This is a genomic window from Algoriphagus sp. NBT04N3 (genome assembly GCF_019443765.1).
GTDB lineage: Bacteria > Bacteroidota > Bacteroidia > Cytophagales > Cyclobacteriaceae > Algoriphagus > Algoriphagus ornithinivorans.
In genome coordinates, this window is the sequence record NZ_CP048415.1 from 79,824 (window position 1) to 97,038 (window position 17,215).

Here is a 17,215-nt window from a genome sequence, read left to right on the forward strand (position 1 = left end):
TTTCCATATCCAGTAACCGGAGCTTTACATCCTTCCCAAAAGGATTTGATCATTTTATTTAGGTTAAAAAACTAAAATTTTTTGAAAGAGATATGAAAAACCAATTGTAAGTATTTATAATTATTAATTGAATAAAAAATTTTAAATAGGTGAAAACATGAATAGTTGTATTATTTCAAGAAAAAACAAAGAAAATTAAATATTTTTAAACTAATTCCTTGCTTCTTTCTTTCTTTCTTTAAGCATAGTCTAAATGACTTTTAATCTATCTTTCACAAAACAAAAAATTATTATGTTCAAAAAAGTTAAACTTTTCATTCCTGTAATACTCATAGCAGGTTTATTAGGGTTTTCAGCAACAGGTCAAACGATGGGTGGAGACGGTGGAAAAAAATACGATAACCGCTTATGTAGTGTTAAGCCAGGAGAAAATGCTGGAACCGAGTGCCAAATTGAAAATCCAGAAGGACTATGTACCGAATATTCAAAATGTCTTTAAGTTGTAAAATCGGGCAAATAGCCCGATTTTTTATTCTAATTTCTTTAGTATCCTGTAAAAATGACGTCGAGCAAAAGAGTTTAATTAAAAGCATTACCTATACTGTCGATACTGTAAGAATTGATTTGGATAAAAACCAATTATATGATTATCCACGTTCCTCTGTTTTCAAAACTGACTCTATCGATTACTTCTATGGGTATAATCAATCCCTACACAGGTTAGATATATTTTCACTTACTGAGGGCGAGTTTATCAATTCAATACCTTTAAATACCGATGGACCAAATGCAATAGATTCTCCTTTTGATTTTTTTATTCATCAACCTGACTCCATCTTTTTTTATGGAAAAAATTATTCACTGGATATTATCAATGATCTAGGTATAGTTTTCGGTAAAGATTTAATTCCATCAAGTCGAAATAGTTCTCATGTCGGAAAGCAAAAAGTAGGGTACCTATCAAATTCCGTACATTTCAAACTGTATGTTGATTCGGCATCAAACTCAGTATTTTTTCATTCTTACTCGATGGAGTCAATCCCCAACAAATCAGCCTATTATGAAGTGCCTATTTTAGCAGAGATCAATCTTCAAATGGGAAAAGTCAAAGATTACCCGTTTCATTTTCCTGATTCGTATCTTCTAGATGGGGAGTATTTGGGAGAATATATGAATCCTAATATGGTGCTAAGTGATTCACTGATTATTTACTCATTTCCCAATTCACCAGTCGTTAATGTCTACGATAGAAAAAATGGAAAGCTAATTTCAAGAACAATTGAAAGTGGGTTTACCAAAAATACGGTTAAATCATTGCCAAGTGAAACCTATTCAGAAATACATCTTAGGCTCAATCATCTGATAGAAAACCCCTATTTCTACCAAACCGTCTTTGATCCCTATAGAAATTTATTTTACAGAACCCACAGAGGAGAACATCCTAATCCAGATTTGAATCTGGGAAATCTTAATTTCTCTTATACCAAAGATTACTTGACAGTGATGGACCACAACTTAAATCTTCTTCAGGAGATTGAGCTTCCCGCCCATAAATATGATGCCCTTTCCTTTTTTGTGACAAAAGATGGGCTTTACTTTCCTTATACTCATTATTTAAATGAAGAAGTGAAGGAAGATAAGTTGGTGTTTCATATCTACAAGTTTCATTTTGAAAGCGAAGATTAAATTCATCTATAATACCTCACAAAAGCTATCCAATCTCCATCCGGAGACCAAGAATGCACATTAATGTTGCCTTGACCTCCATAAACCCGAAATATGCAGTAGACTTCTTATTACGAGTCCAAACCGCTTCAAAATCAATCGCTTTGCTGTATTTAGCTCAATCACCGTAGCGGTGCTATGCTTCATTCTCCGCCTCAGGCGGATTGATTTTATTGCGGTTTGACCTCTCACTACAGATTCTAATGCATAATCCGGGTTAAAAAACTGGTGTAAGATCTCTGAGTGTTTTACTTTCCACATCCAGTAACCGGAGCTTCACATCCTTCCCAAAAGGATTTGATCATTTTATTTAGGTTAAAAAAACTAAAATTTTTTGAAAGAGATATGAAAAACCAATTGTAAGTATTTATAATTATTAATTGAATAAGAATTATTAAATAGGTGAAAACATGAATAGTTGTATTATTTCAAGAAAAAGAAAAAATTTAATCATTTTTAAACTAATTCCTTGCTTCTTTCTTTCTTTCTTTCTTTCAACTGTCATTTAGATGGCATTAAATTTATTTCACACCTAAACTCTTTTACCATGTTAAAAAAAATCAAATTTTATTTTGCGGGGCTTGCTTTACTTTTAATCTCGTCCCTTCCATCATTGGGTCAGAGTGAAGAACCCGTAGGCCCAATTGATTATTCTCAGTGGATTTGCTGTCAATCGGTAAGCACCGGATGCTGGGATATGAACGGTACCTTTTGGCCTACTGATTACAAGCTTTACAACCATCCAACTTGCCCGTAAACTAAAGGTAGGGAGACAGAGTCTCCCTATTTTATTTCGCTCATTTCAACTATTATATTATATGAAATTGAAAAATTATTGTTTTCTTTTCCTTTGTTCACTTTGGGCTTGCTCAGAATCCGATCAAAATGTTTTTAATCCTGATCAACTTGAAATTATTCAACTTAATTCCAAAAAATATTATTTTGAACAAATAATTGATCCCCTTCACATATATGGTTATGGAGATTTTTTGGTTGTTCTGGAAGATAGGAGAATCTCCTTTGACCTTCCTTTAGTTCATATTTTAAGAAAGAACCCATTAACCTATTTTAATTCAAAAGGTGTTAACGGATATGGCCCGTTGGAAATTCCTTCTGCTGATATGTTTAATCAATTAGAATCTGATAGCTCTTTTTTAATTTATAGTGGAATAGACCGTAAATTTGTGGAGTTTGAAATTTATGATAGTTCAAGATTAGCGGTTTCAGAATTTAAAATGCCTGCATCAAATACTACTTTAGGTTTGGCCTACCTTTTACCTGATTCTTCATTTTTTGGAATACCTACATTTGAAAAAAATAAGTATTTAAAGCTTGATTTTTATGGAAATAAAATCATTGGATATGGTGAATGGGAACAAATAGAGGGAAAAGAAGACATGTCCCCATTTCATCATTTCACCTTGAATGATGGATGGTTCCGTCCAGATGTTGATTTTGATTTATTTGTAAAAGCATCGATTTTTCGTGATAGATTGGAAATTTTCTATCCTGAATCTGAAGAAATTAAAATCATTGATGGGCCTTCTTTAGAGCTTCCTCCTTTTGAATATTACCAACCCAGTGATGGTGTGAATATTCCCATTTCCAATCCTTTTCGGTATCGTGATGTTTACATAACAGATAAATTTATTTTTGCTTTATACGGAGGATTTAGCCACGATCACTATTATAAAACCAGTGAGTTGGCCAGAAAAATATTTGTTTTTTCAAGAGAAGGTGAACCTTTCTACAATTTAGAGTTAGACCGATCTATTAGTTCAATAGTAGTGGATCAAAAACAAAGAAAAATATTTGGAATAACTACCGATGATGATCCTGGAATCGCTATATTTGATTTACCTGAGGAACTACGATAGATTTTTTATTTGGCATCCTAAATCAAATCTCTCGTTATTATAAGACTAAAATTGTGATGTAAATACCCTAGGTATTTCATCCAATTCTTGGGCGAAAAAGTGCCGACAAAAAGAAGTTTATGGTTTTGGGCGAGGTATCAAGTCTGAAACATTAATTTTTTCAATCTTTTATTTATAATACCTCACAAAAGCTATCCAATCTCCATCCGGAGACCAAGAATGCACATTAATGGTGCCTTGACCTCCATAAAAAACGGGAGTAAGGTCTCTGAGTGTTTTGTTTTCCACATCAAGTAACTGGAGCTTCACATCCTTCCCAAAAGGATTTGATCATTTTATTTAGGTTAAAAAAAACTAAAATTCTTTGAAAGAGATATGAAAAACCAATTGTAAGTATTTATAATATGTATATCCGCAATGACACCAGTGGCCAAATAAGTTCTAACTGACAGTTAGTGACAATTGCTTCATTGAGGTTTTAACTTACTTTAAATTAGGTCAAAATAGACGGTTTTGACCATGAATATTATCAATTTCATTAATCGGTTTCCAGACGAAGTTTCCTGCATTGAATTCATCAAAGAGCAAAGAATCCAACAGGGGATCATCTGTAAGAAGTGCTCCGGTTGCAAACACTATTGGCTTGAAAACAAGCGCTGTTTCCAGTGTTCTTCCTGTGGATTCAGAACCAGTATCAAGAGCGGTACAGTTATGGAAAGCAGTAATTTACCAGTTAGGATCTGGATGATGGCCATCACCTACATTACCGCTACCAAGAAAGGATTCAGTGCAGCCGAGCTCCAGAGATTACTGGGAATGAAGCGTTATGAACCCGTTTTCAGGATGTACCATAAGCTCCGTGTCGTCATGGGAAAACGTGATGATCGCTACAGACTCGAGGACATGGTTGAATACGATGAAGCTTTTGTGGGAAAGTCCACCAAAGCCCAAATCCGAAGCAAACTCAAGCGAGGTCGGGGTACTCAAAAACAGTCAAAAGTGGCTGTGATGGCCGAATCAACTGTTTTAGAAGACCCTGAGTCGGGAAAGCTTGACAAGAGTTGTAGGTACTTCAAAATGAAGAAGATCAAGAACTTGGAGGCAAAAACAGCACAGACTTTAATCAAAGAATACATTGATTCTAACTCCGTGCTTCAAACAGATAAGAGTACCACCTTCTCAGATCTGAGTGATTGTATTGATGTCCATGTCAGAGAAATCTCTGGAACAGATAAAGGGAAATTTAACCTTAGATGGGTTCACATTGCCATCAGTAACTTAAAGAAACACCTGCAGACTTACCATATGATCAGTGAACGAATGATGCAGAACTACCTGGATGAGTTTTGTTACAAGCTCAACAGAAGATACTTTGGTCAAAAACTCTTTGACCGGCTCATCATTGCTTCTATTTACCCATACTGGCAAGATTGCGGATAATCATAATTTATAATTATTAATTGAATAAGAATTATTAAATAGGTGAAAACATGAATAGTTGTATTATTTCAAGAAAAAGAAAAAATTTAATCATTTTTAAACTAATTCCTTGCTTCTTTCTTTCTTTCTTTCTTTCTTTCTTTAAAGTATAGTCTAAATGACTCTTAATTATTCTTTAACTTAAAACAAAGCTCTATGCTTAAAAAGATTAAATTATTCTTCGGTGGTTTAGCAATGATTGCCATTACTTCCACTCCTTCCTTAGGGCAATCTGAAGAACCAGCGCCTCCTGGTGGCGGATATCCTCAATACTGGGTTTGCTGTCAATCCCAGAGTACTGGATGTTGGGCAAGAGATGGTTCATATTTTCCAACAGATTATGTTTATTATGGCCAGTTTTGTCCATGACAAACCGGCAGGGGAAAGGGCTACCTTTCCCATTTTTTTAATTTGAAGAATGATTCTTCCAAATCCTTGATTCTTAAATCTCTTTGCTAAATTAAAAATGAAAAATATTAGTAAATCATTTTTACTGCTAATTTTTGCCTTGTTGGGTTGTGATTCCAATAGACCGTACGAAGGAAAACTAAATCCAGAATTACTAGCTCAGTATGAGTTGAGTTCAGCGAAATTCAATCATCCTATCTTGTTAAATCCATTAAAGATTTTTAGGAGCCAAACATATCTTTTTATCCTAGAGGATAGAAGAATTCCTGAGAATAAGCCTTTGATCCATATTTTTGATAAAGAAGATTTGGAATATAAGTCATCAAAAGGGAAAATTGGATTTGGGCCATTTGAAATTCCCTCCGCAGATGTGTTTCATCCTCTTAGCTCAAAAAACGAATTTCTGGTCTATAGTGGAATGGATAAAAAGTTTGTAAAATATGATTTAAACGATTCTTCTCTGCTTGGTTTAGATGAGTTCAAAATGCCTCCGTCAAATACTCCTTTAGGGTTATTTTATTTTTTGCCTGATTCTACCTTTATCGGTATGTCCACTTTCGATGAAAATAAGTTTGTAGAAGTTGATTTCAGAGGACATAAAATGGGTGGGTATGGAAATTGGGAAATTGTTGATGGCAAAGAGGATTTATCTTATTTCCATCATTTTGTTCTGAATAATGGGTGGTTTAAAACAGATGATTCTTATAATATTTTTGTTAATGCCTCAATTTTTAGGGATAGACTTGAAATTTTCAATCGACAAAACAAGGAAATCATTACCATAGATGGACCATCAGAAGAGCTTCCACCCTTCGAGTATTATAATGAGAATATGCCATTGAATATTCCAATATCTAATCCCTTTAGGTATAGAGATGTCTATATTTCAGAAAGTAAAATTTACGCATTATATGGAGGCTTAACTGAAGAGCATTACCGAGAAACTGGTGAACTGGCTTTAAGAATCTTTATCTTCACAAAGAAGGGAGTACCACTTTATGAGGTAAAATTAGATCGGTCTATCAAATCCATGGTTATCGATGAGGAATTGGGAAAATTATATGGAATAACCACTGATGAAGACCCGGGAATCGCTATTTTCGATTTGCCGGAAGAATTGCGATAGATATTTAGTTTGAATCATGATGTCAAACCTCTCAAAGGAGTCAAAAGTACTGATGTGATGAAGTTTATGGTTTCTAGGGGAGTGGTGAGTTTGAGGTAATTATCTATAATACCTCACAAAAGCTATCCAATCTCCATCCGGAGACCAAGAATGTACATTAATGGTGCCTTGACCTCCATAAAAAACTGGTGTAAGATCTCTGAGTGTTTTGTTTTCCACATCCAGTAACCGGAGCTTCACATCCTTCCCAAAAGGATGGGCTCCCTTTTGATCTTCTAGATAGGAAATAATCACAGCGCTCTTATTATCTGGGGAAGGGTGAGGGAACCAATTATCCAACTCATCAAAAGTTAGCTGCTCTTGCTGAGCCCCATCTGGCTTCATTCTATAAGCCTGCATTCTGCCTGTGCGGTGGCTGTTGAAATAGATCCATTTCCCATCATAGGAGTACTCCGGGCCGTCGTCCAAGCCTTCAGAATCAGTTAGCCTGATTTCCGTGCCTCCTTGAGTTGAAATCGCCCAGACATCCCATGCCCCATCTCTTTCTGCACAATACACGAGCGTTTTGCCATCAGGACTAATACCATGCCAGTAGCTCGGATACTTGGGAGTGATAAGTTTGGCTTTTCCTCCTTTTGCAGGAATCGTATAAATCCGGGAGCCCATGCCTTCCTCATTTTTGCTGAAGACAAGGGTTTTTCCATCAAAACTCAATCCATGGTCATTGTTTATGCGGGTAATTTGATCCGGGAATATAAAGCCTAGCTTATTCCCATTTAAATCAATTTTTTCCAGCTTTCCGTCAGCATTGATTAATAAATGTTTTCCGTCTCGGGTCCAGTTAGGAGCTTCAAAATGCCGTTTTTCCCTCAAAACAACCTTTTCTTCTAGGGTTTTTACATTTAAAATGACTAATTCACTTTCAATGGTGGATGGGACTTGGGACATGGCAAATAAAGATGGAAGCAAAAAGAGCAGGAAGCAGAGTTTGAGGTTCATTTTGGCTAGGTTTGATTGAAATCAAGTTACAAAAGCCTAGGAATTCCTAGCTTACCTTTACTGTAAAATCCAGTTTTTCAGTAAACTTTCCTATTTCCCAGGCTACCTGATTTTCCGCTTGTAAGGTATTTTCAAACCAAGTCTGATTCTCCGGTGCAACTGCAATCAACAATCCACCACTGGTCTGAGGATCGCAAAGTTTGACCAGTTCCATTCCTTTCACGCCTTTTGTTTTGGCATTAAAAGCATTCCAATTTCTGTACGTATTATCAGGGAAAATGAATTGATTGATATAATCCTGTATTCCTTCAATTAAGGGTAGTCTTTCAATTTCTAATTCTGCCGAAAGTCCTGCACCTTCTGCCATTTCGATCAAGTGGCCCAGCAATCCAAAACCAGTCACATCTGTCATAGCATGAACTTCCTCATGATTTCCCAAAACTGCTCCAATTTGATTCAATCTACAGGCAGTATCCAGTAAGTTGAGATAATCCGTCTCTTTAATTTGTTGGCGCTTGAGGGCAGTGGCCAAAACACCTATTCCCAGTGGTTTAGTCAAAAATATCAAATCTCCAGCCTTTGCCCCTTTGTTGGTTTTTATTTTTCTCGGATGAACTATTCCGTTGACCGAGAGTCCAAATATCGGATCTTTGGCAGCTATGGAATGCCCTCCTGCCAGTTCAATTCCCGCGGTTTGGCAAATACTTTTAGCTCCTTCTAGTACCTTTGCTGCTAGCTCGGGAGCCAGTTTTTCTACAGGCCAGCTTAAGATGGCATTGGCAAAAATTGGTTTTCCTCCCATCGCATAAACATCAGAAATGGCGTTAGCCGCAGCTATTCTTCCAAAATCAAATGGGTCATCGACTATAGGTGTGAAAAAATCAACGGTATTGATGATTGCGATATCCTCCGAAACCTGATATACTGCTGCATCATCTTTGGCGGAATTACCAACCAAAAGCTTGGGATCAGTTTGGCTGAATGAATTACTGGAAGTGAGTATTTGATCAAGAATGGCAGGAGCGATTTTGCACCCACAACCTGAGCCTTCGCTCCATTCAGTTAATCGGGTTGCTTGAGTTTCCATGGATCTTGGATTTGGTTTGAATTAAAAGTTCTATTTGCTGATTAATGTTTTTGTTGCTCAAGTCCAATGAATACGTTTTTTCGTTGGGATGTCGGTTAAGGTCATATTCGTAAGCCTTGTCATAGTAGATTAAGAGATTCTGAATCCAAGCTGCATGGTCTCCTGATCGGATTGCTTCAATCGCCTGCTCCGTTCTTAGTCCTCCCAATTTTTTCTTCAATCGCTTGACAGCAGCGATCAATTCTTCTTTGGGAAGTTTCCCGTATTCATCAGCAATATGCGCTATTCTTTCCTTATCTGTCTTGAAAATATCTATCAGGGGTGCCTCAAGCATTTGCTGAAAAAAATGATCAGGGATAATAATCCTCCCTATTTTTCGGCTTTCGTTTTCTACCCAGATAGGTCGAACAGTATCCATTTGGAGTAATTGCTCGGCCATTAGGTTTTCAAACTGCTCCACAGTAGGCTGAGGATCTTGCCCAATCGCTCCAAATGAGGATCCTTTATGCCTTGCCAGGGCTTCCAAATCTATAACTTGCTCTCCGCTTTTGGAGAGCTCCTTTAGTAACAGTGTTTTTTCAGAACCGGTTTTTCCACCTAATATGATGAGTATACGGGGTTTTCGAACCTCTTCAAATGTAAAAGTTCTATAGGTTTTATAGCCACCTTTTAAGCGATACACTTCGAATCCTACCATTCCCAATAGCCAAGATAAAATCTGGGATCTCATTCCTCCTCGCCAGCAGTAGAGTAGGACTTTTCGTTCAGGGAATCGTTGAATTGCTTCTTTTTGGATGAGATGAAATCTAGGGCCAACCAGTTCAAAACCTTTTAAGGTAGCCGCTTCACTGCCTTCATTTTTATAAAGAGTTCCGACATCAATTCTTTCTTGATTGTTTAGAATAGGGAGATTCTGTGCGCCATGTATATGGCTTTGCTCAAACTCTCCTCCGCTTCGGGCATCAAGAATAGGTGTTGAGGCCCTTAAATGGAAAAATTCAGATAGAGAAATTAGCTTTTCATTCATCAAGTATCGAATATAAAAAAAGCCACGGGATTTTTCCGTGGCTTCAAATTCTTGGAAGATGCTGCTTATAATTGAGCATCCAACTTCTGTGCTAATACAGCTTTAGGCACTGCACCTACTTGCTTATCTACGATTTGCCCATCTTTGAAGAACAATAAGGTTGGAATAGAACGGATGCCAAATGCCTGAGCAACTCCTGGGTTAGAGTCTACATCCACTTTTCCGATTACTGCTTTTCCTTCGTAATCACCGGCCAATTCTTCAACTACTGGTCCGATCATTTTACAAGGTCCACACCATTCGGCCCAAAAATCAACCAGAATTGGCTGATCGGATTTGATTACATCTTCAAAATTAGCGTCGGTGATTTCGATTGCTTTTCCCATTGTATAATTCGTTTAGTTCGATTCTTTTATTCAAATATATGAGAGAAAGTGAATCAATCGGTAATTAGTTCCTACCACTTATCATTTTTTGTCTATGAGCATAGGTAAATACAAAATTCACTTCTCTTACTCTACTTTATAGACTATTTCAGGTATTTCCTTTAGTTCTTTGATCATTTCGGCACTTGGGTCAATTGAAAATTTTTTGGAAAATAATTCAAGGCTGATATTCTCTTTTCGGTCGATCACATCGAAATAGAGTTTTGCCTCTCCTTTGTATTTCTGGGTGATTGTCTCCAGCTTTTCCATCAAATCTAAAGTCAAATCATCCAAGTCAATATTTACCCGGAGGCCTTTGATCATTTTTCCTCGGACCTCAGACAATAACATGATGCTATTGATCTTAAACTCCAAGGAATTTTCATCCCAGCGTTTTTGCCCTACTTCTCCTTTGAGAAACAAAAACCAGCCTGTCATGAAGTACTCCTTATATTTCACATAATCCTCTCCAAACAAAAAGAAAGTAAAGCCTCCTTGATAGTCCTCCAAACTCAAGGTTCCGAAAGGTTTCCCGTTTTTGGTGGTTCTATGAGCGAAAGAAGAAACTGATCCGGCTAGCCTGATTTCTTTCTTGCTACGTAAGGCGTCCAAATCATTCAGGTCAGGCAAAGAAGCGTTCGTAAAGGACTCAATTTCCAAGCGGTATTGGTCCAATGGGTGACCTGAAATATATAAGCCTACTACCTCTTTTTCAATGTTCAATTGCTGCAATTGAGAAAATGGCTCCATAGGTGCAATACTAGGCAGGGGAATATCCATGCTACCACTACTGCCTCCGAATAAACTTACTTGTGCACTATCTTCCTCTTGCTGCACCTTTTGTGCATATTTCACCGCTTTTTCGATCAAAGTCACATCTCCATCCGGTGCTTCCAAGTATTGTCTGCGGTGATGTTCAGGGAAGCAGTCAAAGCCACCGGCCATGGCCAGAGCTTCCATGGTTTTCTTATTCAAGGCTCTGGAATTTACTCTTTTGGCGAAATCGAAGATATTTTTGAAAGGGCCGTTTTTCTCTCTTTCCTTGATGATTTCATCTACTGCTGCGGAGCCAGCACCTTTGATTGCTGCCATTCCAAAGCGGATTTCTCCAGCGGCATTTACAGTAAAGCCATTTTTGGATTCATTGACATCCGGTCCTAATACCGGGATACCCATCCGCTTACATTCTTCCATGAAAAAAGTCACTTGCGTGATATCGTTCATGTTATTGCTCAGAACTGAGGCTAAGTATTCGGCTGGATAATGGGCCTTAAGATAGGCAGTTTGATAAGCTATCCAGGCATAACAGGTGGAGTGAGATTTGTTGAATGCATAAGAAGCAAAAGCTTCCCAGTCTGTCCAGATTTTCTCCAGCTTTTTAGGGTCGTGTCCTTTGGCAGCTGCCTGTTCGATAAATTTGGGTTTCATTTTATCCAAGACATCCTTCTGCTTTTTACCCATGGCTTTACGAAGTACATCTGCCTCACCTTTGGTGAAGCCGGCCAGTTTTTGGGATAGAAGCATTACCTGTTCCTGATAAACCGTAATTCCATAGGTTTCCTCCAGGTATTCTTTCATATCCTCCAGATCGTAGGTGATGGGTTCGGTCCCATGCTTCCTTTTGATGAAAGAAGGAATGTAAGCCAATGGTCCTGGTCTATACAGCGCGTTCATCGCGATTAAATCGGCAAAAACAGTAGGTTTCAGCTCACGCATGTATTTCTGCATCCCAGGACTTTCGTACTGGAAAATGCCGACTGTTTCACCCCGCTGAAATAACTCGTAGGTCTTTTCGTCATCTATCGGAAATGTGTCTGCGTCCAACTCTAAACCGTGACGCTCTTTGACGATTTTGATCGCGTCTTTGATCAAGGTCAGAGTTTTTAGACCCAAAAAGTCCATTTTCAGCAATCCGGCTGATTCTACGACCGAGTTGTCAAACTGGGTGCAAACCATGTCCGAATCCTTGGCCAAGGCCACAGGAACGAAATTGGTGATATCGTCTGGCGTAATGATTACCCCACAGGCATGAATCCCGGTATTTCGAACTGAGCCTTCCAAAACTGTTGCCTGATTGACTGTTTTTGCCGATTCATCCTGCCCTTGAGCAACCCGAAGCAATTCTTCTGCTTTTTGGATCAACTCTCCCTGTCCTTTCAGTTTATCAGAGAGAGCAGCTCTGTTTTTCGCCAGCTCGAACAGTACTTTCAACTTGATGTCCGGAACGAGATTGGCAAGGCGTCCTGCCTCTGCTAAGGGAAGATTGAGCACTCTGGCGGTATCCCGAATCGCTGATTTTGCCGCCATGGTACCATAGGTGATGATTTGTGCGACCTGATTAGAACCGTATTTTTTGATTACATAGTCAATGACTCTTCCTCTACCTTCATCATCAAAGTCAATATCAATATCGGGAAGTGAAACCCTATCTGGGTTCAAGAATCTCTCAAAAAGGAGATCGTACTCAATAGGATCTACATTGGTGATTCCGATGCAGTAAGCCACAGCAGACCCTGCCGCTGAACCCCTTCCGGGTCCCACCGAAACGCCCATTTCCCGGGCTGCCCGGGTAAAGTCCTGTACAATGAGGAAGTAACCCGGATAGCCGGTATTCTCAATCGTTGCCAGCTCAAAATCTAATCTTTCCCGTATTTCAGGAGTGATTTCTGAGTAGCGTTTTTTGGCACCTTCATAAGTCAGGTGACGTAGATAGGCATTTTCTCCCCGCTTTCCGCCATCTACATCATCCTGCTGATCTTTGAATTCTTCAGGAATGTCAAATTTGGGAAGAAGAACCTCTCTGGCCAGCTTGTAGGCTTCACATTTTTCGACGATTTCCTGGGTGCACTCAATAGCCTCCGGCAGATCTGCAAAAAGTTTTTTCATTTCTTCTGGAGACTTGAGGTAAAACTCGTCATTTGGGAAGCCGTATCGAAACTCCCGTCCTCGCTTGCCTACATATTTTTTGGGTTTTTCTACCAATTCCCCATCCTTGACGCAGAGCAAAATATCATGGGCTTTTGCATCCGCTTTATCATTATAATAGGTGTTATTGGCAGCGAAATATTTCACATTATACTTCTTGGCAAATTCTAAGAGAACCTCATTGACTTTTTCTTCTTCCGGGATTCCATGTCGATTGAGCTCTACATAAAAATCATCGCCAAACTGCTCTTTCCACCAGATAAACGCTTCCTCTGCTTGAGTTTCTCCCACATTCAAAATCAAAAATGGAATCTCTCCCCAAAGCCCTCCGGTGGTGGCAATCAAGTCGCATTTGTACTGCACAAGAACTTCCTTGTCTATTCTCGGGACATAATAAAAGCCTTCTATATTGGCGTATGAGGCCAATTTGGCAAGATTATGATAGCCTGCCTTGTTTTTTGCAATTAAGACAGTTTGAAAACCATCGTCTTTTTGCCCTTTGTTTTTTCGATCTCTGCAGAGGTTAAATTCGCAACCTACAATCGGCTTGATTTCTGCGCCCATAGCAGCTTTGACAAAGTGGAAAGCGCCCATCATATTGCCATGATCAGTCATCGCGATAGCTGGCATATTCATGGATTTTGCTTTGGCTACCAAAGCGGGAATTTCTGAGGTTGCTTGCAGAACTGAATACTGTGTATGAACGTGCAAATGGGTGAATGGTATATCCACCAAGTCAGAAATATCTGCTTTTCCAGCCTGCTTTAATACATCTTTAGCAGCGGCTTTTTGGCTGTCTTTAGCCTGCGCAAAATTTGCTTCAGCAAGCTTGGGAGCTTCGTAGATTACTTCTGAAACGGCTACGCCTTCTTCTGGCTTTTGTACACCCTGTGTAATCAATCCAAAAAAGCATCGGGCGGTTGCATCTACGTCATAAGCTGCATCGTGCGCATCCCCAAATCCTTCTCCAAATAATTTTTGATGCAATTCAGTTAGGGTAGGCCATTTGAATTTGCCTCCTTTACCGCCTGGGATCGCACAGAATTCAGTGGAAATATCCTTCGTGTCGAGTGGATTGGCCGTTAATGGCATGGGCAATTCAGCCCGGATAAATTCCGAACCGACCACATTGATATCAAACTCGATATTATGACCGACCAGATGCTTTGCCTCAGCGACATCTTTTTCAAAAATCGCCAAGACCTCTTTCAGGTCATGTCCTTCTGCCAGCGCTCTTTTGGTAGAAATACCATGAACTTTTTCGGCATTATAGGGAATAGTAAAACCCTCCGGTTTGACGATGTAATTATGGTTGGAGATCAGTTTGCCCTGAGCATCATGAAGTTGCCAAGCTAATTGAACCAAGCGAGGCCAGTTGTCCACATCGGACATGGGGGCATTGTAATCTCGGGGTAAACCGGTGGTCTCGGTATCGAAAATAATATACATACAGCACAGAAAATTGAGGCTTCAAATTAGGTCATTTGAAGGAGGCAAAAAAGTCAAGTGGCAGGAATTGTCGGGGAGAGTTAGAATTAAATTCTATAACCAGTTTGGTTTAACATTACCAAAAAAAGGATAATAAAATTAAGTCAATCACAGAAGCCATTTGATTGAAAAAAAGCACTGAAGTTAGTTGTGATTTTTTTTATCTTTTATCCTCCCAAGGCATATAGACCACTTTTTTGGTCTCAAAAAATTCTTCTTTGAAATAGTCTTCCAAATGATAAGTGACATAGGACTTGCCTGTTTCTTCCATTTCTTCATCCACCTCTCCTCCTTTGAGGTAGAGGATACCATTGGGAAACTCGTTGAAATCTTCTTTTTTGATTTTTCCTTTGACCCAAGGATAAAAATTGATCATTCGGGTCACGGCTCGGCTGATCACGAAATCGTATTTTCTGACTAAGGTTTCGGCCCTTACTTGCTGGGCTTCGACATTGCTTAGCTTCAGGGTTTTTGCCACTTCTTTGACTACGGTGATTTTTTTACCAATAGAATCTACCAAATGAAAGTGTGTGTCAGGAAATAAAATGGCCAAAGGAATACCCGGAAATCCTCCTCCTGTACCGATATCCAATACTTTGGTGCCAGGCTGAAATCCCATCACTTTAGCAATCCCCAAAGAGTGCAGCACATGATGCACATAGAACTGATCCATGTCCTTTCGACTGATTACATTGATTTTAGAGTTCCAATCCTCGTACAATTCCTGCAATCGGTCTAATTGCTCGATTTGTTTTTCGGTCAGATTAGGAAAGTAGGAAAGAATCAGCTGAGTGCCTGTATTCATCAGATGTGTTTTTCTTTGCCGGAGGCGATTTCATACAAAAGTTCACGGGAGCGGTGAAGTTGGGCTTTCACAGTTCCCAAAGGCTTCTCGAGTTCTTGGGCGATTTCCTCATAAGACAGCTCATCAAAGTATCTCAGCTGGACCAATTTTCGATATTTCGCAGGAAGCTTATCTACAAAAATTCTCACCATTTCTATACGCTGAGACTTGATAAACTCATCCTGAGGATTGTTGTCATCATCTTCCACATCGATATTGACTGCATTCCCACTATCATCAGACATGGTCGTGTTCAAGCTCATGGTTTTGAGCTTCTTTTTTCGGATGAAATCAATGGTGTTGTTTGTGGCAATTCGAAATAGCCAAGTTGAAAAGGTATAGTCTTTTTTAAACCTGTGTAGATTTTTGAATGCTTTTGCAAAAGCCTCCATCGTCAAGTCCTCTGCATCATCAGCATCCCGGATCATTTTTAGGATCATGAAATAAACAGCCTTTTTGTACCGCTTCATGAGGGTAGCATAGGCCTGCTGATCCTTTTCATCCACTGCCTTGTCTATCAGATCAAAGTCTTCCAGTGCTTTGTTAGAAAATCCGCGCTCGTTTACTTCCATTGAATGTCTTTTGACTGGTGAGAAACAGATCCTAAAACCCAAAAATAACCCAAATACAAAAAGTCATTGATCAGGATATTTGCAGGGACTTTGGAACCGTTGATCTTTTTACTTGCTGAGGTGAAAATTCCCAACAATAAAAATGATCTTACTAGAATAATACCGAAAACGATAAGAAAACGTTCCCAGTTGCCCTCCAAACCAAAATAAATCAATAAGCCAAGACCCCCAATCCAAAATAAGGCATGGGATAAAGCATAAAAGCCGATTTTTCGCTTATCCTCTCCTCTGTAATATTTTCCTGCATGCAGATGCCTTTTTTTCTGAACCTTGTATTCTTTCCAATTTTCTTTCGGTTTGGAAAGTGTATTAGCTTCCGGATCAATTACAACTGCAGTATTTTTCCCTGTTGCATACCGATTTACAAATAAGTCATCATCTCCCCCTTCAATATGCCAAATCCCTTTGAAGGCTTTCACTTCCATGAAAAAACTTCTTCTATAGCATAAATTTCGACCTACTCCCATGAAAGGAGCTTTCCATAATGCAAAGGACAAATAGTAAAGTCCGGTTTTCAGGGTTTCGAACTGAATCCATTTATTGAGGAAACCGCTCACGCGCTCATACCCTGAATATCCAATTGAGAAAACCTTACCTTGAGCTCGTACCGGTTGCGTCATTTTTCTGATCCACTGATCAGATGCAGGCATACAATCTGCATCTGTCAATAATATGACGTCACTTTTGGCCACCTTGATACCCAAGGTCAGCGCATATTTTTTGGAAGTTACGTGAGTGGGAGTGTACTTGATAGTGACTGATCTGAGTCTTGGATAAATCGCCATCATCTCCTCCAGCAACCTTTTGGTTCTGTCGGTACTTCGATCGTTGATTACCAATACGTCGTATTTGGGGTAATCTTGTTCGAATAGCTTGGGGATCAGGACTTTGAGATTTTTGTACTCATTATGAGCCGGAACTACCACCGTTACTGCTTCCTCGTCTGCTGAACTTCCACCAGATTTGGGCAATTTATAGAATGCAGTTCGCCCAAAAATCACCAATAAGTAGATGATCTGAATGAAAATGCCAATACCGAAGAGAAACCAAAGTAAAAATAGGCCCATAGGTCAATTTTGCTGGGCAAATATAAAAGACATTTAGGCATTCATTTAAGAATAAGTGGATATTTTTGCAGGCCAATCCCATCATTTCGTGGATGAAGTCCACATC

At 39.0% G+C, this 17,215-nt stretch carries 15 protein-coding genes; 6 read left to right on the forward strand and 9 right to left on the reverse strand.

The annotated features are described in order from the left end of the window. Positions 1–253 precede the first annotated feature (253 nt). The 3 genes from GYM62_RS00420 (at position 254) to GYM62_RS00430 (ending at position 3,602) form a co-directional block, all read left to right on the forward strand. A complete protein-coding gene (locus GYM62_RS00420) occupies positions 254–499 on the forward strand; it encodes a hypothetical protein (RefSeq protein WP_219957886.1) in 246 nt (81 codons plus the stop codon). After that, positions 472–1,686 carry a DUF4221 family protein gene (locus GYM62_RS00425; RefSeq protein ID WP_219957887.1) on the forward strand — a complete coding sequence of 405 codons (1,215 nt, stop codon included), beginning with the start codon at positions 472–474 and terminating at the stop codon, positions 1,684–1,686. Before GYM62_RS00420 ends, GYM62_RS00425 begins: the two co-directional genes overlap by 28 nt. A gap of 857 nt (positions 1,687–2,543) precedes the next feature. Then, positions 2,544–3,602, forward strand: coding sequence for a BF3164 family lipoprotein (locus GYM62_RS00430; protein WP_219957888.1), 1,059 nt, complete (start codon positions 2,544–2,546; stop codon positions 3,600–3,602). Positions 3,603–3,770: 168 nt separating this feature from the next. On the opposite strand, the gene GYM62_RS00435 is transcribed toward GYM62_RS00430, so the two are convergent. Beyond that, the gene (locus tag GYM62_RS00435) at positions 3,771–3,911 is read right to left on the reverse strand and encodes a DPP IV N-terminal domain-containing protein (RefSeq protein WP_219957889.1); all 141 of its coding nucleotides are present in this window, start codon (positions 3,909–3,911) and stop codon (positions 3,771–3,773) included. Positions 3,912–4,121: 210 nt separating this feature from the next. On the opposite strand from GYM62_RS00435, the gene GYM62_RS00440 reads away from it, so the two are divergent. The 3 genes from GYM62_RS00440 to GYM62_RS00450 all read left to right on the forward strand — a co-directional run bounded on the left by GYM62_RS00440 (position 4,122) and on the right by GYM62_RS00450 (position 6,615). Then, the gene (locus tag GYM62_RS00440; protein WP_219957890.1) at positions 4,122–5,042 is read left to right on the forward strand and encodes an IS1595 family transposase; all 921 of its coding nucleotides are present in this window, start codon (positions 4,122–4,124) and stop codon (positions 5,040–5,042) included. Positions 5,043–5,237: 195 nt separating this feature from the next. Beyond that, positions 5,238–5,450 carry a hypothetical protein gene (locus tag GYM62_RS00445; RefSeq protein ID WP_219957891.1) on the forward strand — a complete coding sequence of 71 codons (213 nt, stop codon included), beginning with the start codon at positions 5,238–5,240 and terminating at the stop codon, positions 5,448–5,450. Positions 5,451–5,547: 97 nt separating this feature from the next. Next, on the forward strand, positions 5,548–6,615 hold the full coding sequence (locus tag GYM62_RS00450) for a BF3164 family lipoprotein (RefSeq protein ID WP_219957892.1): 1,068 nt from the start codon (positions 5,548–5,550) through the stop codon (positions 6,613–6,615). Positions 6,616–6,714: 99 nt separating this feature from the next. Here GYM62_RS00450 and GYM62_RS00455 read toward each other — a convergent pair whose 3' ends face one another. The 8 genes from GYM62_RS00455 to GYM62_RS00490 form a co-directional block, all read right to left on the reverse strand. Then, a complete protein-coding gene (locus GYM62_RS00455) occupies positions 6,715–7,614 on the reverse strand; it encodes a transporter (RefSeq protein ID WP_255590458.1) in 900 nt (299 codons plus the stop codon). A gap of 46 nt (positions 7,615–7,660) precedes the next feature. Next, positions 7,661–8,701, reverse strand: a complete 1,041-nt coding sequence (gene selD, locus GYM62_RS00460) for a selenide, water dikinase SelD (RefSeq protein WP_219957893.1) — start codon at positions 8,699–8,701, stop codon at positions 7,661–7,663. Next, entirely contained in the window at positions 8,673–9,728 is a 1,056-nt protein-coding gene (gene mnmH / locus GYM62_RS00465; protein WP_219957894.1) for a tRNA 2-selenouridine(34) synthase MnmH, read from the reverse strand. The genes selD and mnmH overlap by 29 nt, the downstream gene beginning before the upstream one ends. A gap of 65 nt (positions 9,729–9,793) precedes the next feature. Continuing rightward, positions 9,794–10,114 (reverse strand): thioredoxin, encoded by a 321-nt coding sequence (gene trxA, locus GYM62_RS00470; protein ID WP_091654947.1) that lies wholly within the window; start codon positions 10,112–10,114, stop codon positions 9,794–9,796. Between the two features lie 126 nt (positions 10,115–10,240). Further along, the gene (gene dnaE / locus GYM62_RS00475; RefSeq protein WP_219957895.1) at positions 10,241–14,527 is read right to left on the reverse strand and encodes a DNA polymerase III subunit alpha; all 4,287 of its coding nucleotides are present in this window, start codon (positions 14,525–14,527) and stop codon (positions 10,241–10,243) included. Positions 14,528–14,726: 199 nt separating this feature from the next. Continuing rightward, positions 14,727–15,371 carry a 16S rRNA (guanine(527)-N(7))-methyltransferase RsmG gene (gene rsmG, locus GYM62_RS00480; RefSeq protein ID WP_219957896.1) on the reverse strand — a complete coding sequence of 215 codons (645 nt, stop codon included), beginning with the start codon at positions 15,369–15,371 and terminating at the stop codon, positions 14,727–14,729. Next, a complete protein-coding gene (locus GYM62_RS00485) occupies positions 15,371–15,982 on the reverse strand; it encodes an RNA polymerase sigma factor (protein WP_091654944.1) in 612 nt (203 codons plus the stop codon). The genes rsmG and GYM62_RS00485 overlap by 1 nt, the downstream gene beginning before the upstream one ends. Beyond that, positions 15,973–17,109 (reverse strand): glycosyltransferase, encoded by a 1,137-nt coding sequence (locus GYM62_RS00490; RefSeq protein ID WP_219957897.1) that lies wholly within the window; start codon positions 17,107–17,109, stop codon positions 15,973–15,975. Before GYM62_RS00490 ends, GYM62_RS00485 begins: the two co-directional genes overlap by 10 nt. Between the last annotated feature and the right edge of the window lie 106 nt (positions 17,110–17,215).

What these genes read in the sequence shown, in the direction of transcription:
- GYM62_RS00420 (WP_219957886.1), top strand. Translation starts at nt 254, where the DNA reads ATGACTTTTAATCTATCTTTCACAAAACAAAAAATTATTATGTTCAAA.
- GYM62_RS00425 (WP_219957887.1), top strand. Translation starts at nt 472, where the DNA reads ATGTACCGAATATTCAAAATGTCTTTAAGTTGTAAAATCGGGCAAATA.
- GYM62_RS00430 (WP_219957888.1), top strand. Translation starts at nt 2,544, where the DNA reads ATGAAATTGAAAAATTATTGTTTTCTTTTCCTTTGTTCACTTTGGGCT.
- GYM62_RS00440 (WP_219957890.1), top strand. Translation starts at nt 4,122, where the DNA reads ATGAATATTATCAATTTCATTAATCGGTTTCCAGACGAAGTTTCCTGC.
- GYM62_RS00445 (WP_219957891.1), top strand. Translation starts at nt 5,238, where the DNA reads ATGCTTAAAAAGATTAAATTATTCTTCGGTGGTTTAGCAATGATTGCC.
- GYM62_RS00450 (WP_219957892.1), top strand. Translation starts at nt 5,548, where the DNA reads ATGAAAAATATTAGTAAATCATTTTTACTGCTAATTTTTGCCTTGTTG.
- GYM62_RS00455 (WP_255590458.1), bottom strand. Translation starts at nt 7,614, where the DNA reads ATGAACCTCAAACTCTGCTTCCTGCTCTTTTTGCTTCCATCTTTATTT.
- selD (WP_219957893.1), bottom strand. Translation starts at nt 8,701, where the DNA reads ATGGAAACTCAAGCAACCCGATTAACTGAATGGAGCGAAGGCTCAGGT.
- mnmH (WP_219957894.1), bottom strand. Translation starts at nt 9,728, where the DNA reads ATGAATGAAAAGCTAATTTCTCTATCTGAATTTTTCCATTTAAGGGCC.
- trxA (WP_091654947.1), bottom strand. Translation starts at nt 10,114, where the DNA reads ATGGGAAAAGCAATCGAAATCACCGACGCTAATTTTGAAGATGTAATC.
- dnaE (WP_219957895.1), bottom strand. Translation starts at nt 14,527, where the DNA reads ATGTATATTATTTTCGATACCGAGACCACCGGTTTACCCCGAGATTAC.
- rsmG (WP_219957896.1), bottom strand. Translation starts at nt 15,371, where the DNA reads ATGAATACAGGCACTCAGCTGATTCTTTCCTACTTTCCTAATCTGACC.
- GYM62_RS00485 (WP_091654944.1), bottom strand. Translation starts at nt 15,982, where the DNA reads ATGGAAGTAAACGAGCGCGGATTTTCTAACAAAGCACTGGAAGACTTT.
- GYM62_RS00490 (WP_219957897.1), bottom strand. Translation starts at nt 17,109, where the DNA reads ATGGGCCTATTTTTACTTTGGTTTCTCTTCGGTATTGGCATTTTCATT.